This window comes from Clostridium sartagoforme AAU1 (assembly GCF_000401215.1).
GTDB lineage: Bacteria > Bacillota > Clostridia > Clostridiales > Clostridiaceae > Clostridium > Clostridium sartagoforme.
This window is the reverse complement of record NZ_ASRV01000027.1, coordinates 1-954: the sequence shown is the minus strand read 5'-3', so window position 1 is coordinate 954 and position 954 is coordinate 1. Positions and strand designations below refer to the sequence as shown.

At 31.1% G+C, this 954-nt stretch carries 1 protein-coding gene; it reads left to right on the top strand.

Features of this window, described 5'->3' with window-relative positions; all coding sequences use genetic code 11:
• The coding region (locus A500_RS02330; RefSeq protein WP_016205980.1) for a serine hydrolase at positions 1-954 on the top strand (954 nt) is incomplete at both ends.

Below are 954 nucleotides of genomic sequence, written 5' to 3'. Positions count from 1 at the left end.
TTCAAAAAATACTGTAGAAGAATTTACAAAGAGAAAAGCATCTAGTCCAATTTGGGGATTAGGATGGTGGAGAGAAGGAGATAACGGAAGGTTATGGTACTTTGGAACTCAATCATCAAGCAATACCTTTGGACATCAAGGATGGACAGGAACCTTAACAGTTATAGATCCTGAAAGTGATTTAATAGTTGTTTTACTAACAAACAAAATTAACTCACCAGTTATAGATAATGCTATAAATGCAAACATGTTCTTAGGAAATAAATTTACTACCTCAACTCTTGGTACAATACCAACTCTTGTTTATGAATCTATAGAGCATAGTAATAAGAAAGCAATAGATGCTAACCTTTCTAATATGGTAACAGAAAAATTAAAGCTGTATAATCCATCAAATTATCAAGGCGAAGCAATATTAAAGGCTGCTTATGCTGTAGCTGATACAATGGTTACAAGAGCAGAAGAATGCAAAGTTAAGTCTACAGTTGACTATGCATATGCATCAATAGAAGAAATAAACAAATTAGACAGTAATAAAACTATTATTAATGAGTTAAAGAGTAGAGTAGATAATATACAGCTAGAAGAAGAAGCTTCAAGTGATTTATCTAAAATTACTTTATCAAAACTAAGCGAATCTCCAAATGCACAATGGCAAGCAGATATAGCTTTCCCAGATTACTTAAATTATGTAGATGATACTTTAATAGTAAATGGCATGTTCACTTTTAATGGGTATCAAAATCAAGGAAAATTATATATAAAAGCTGAGCCAGGAATAACATCTGCAAGGATATTTGTAAATGGTGTTGAAATGGATACAACTGAAATTTGTAGTAATACAGGAAAAACCTTTGAAATAGATTATTCTCAGGTAGCTAATAATGGAAGAAATACAATACAAGTTACGAATATAGAACCTAAGAATACAGCTATGAAAAAGGGAATATCAGT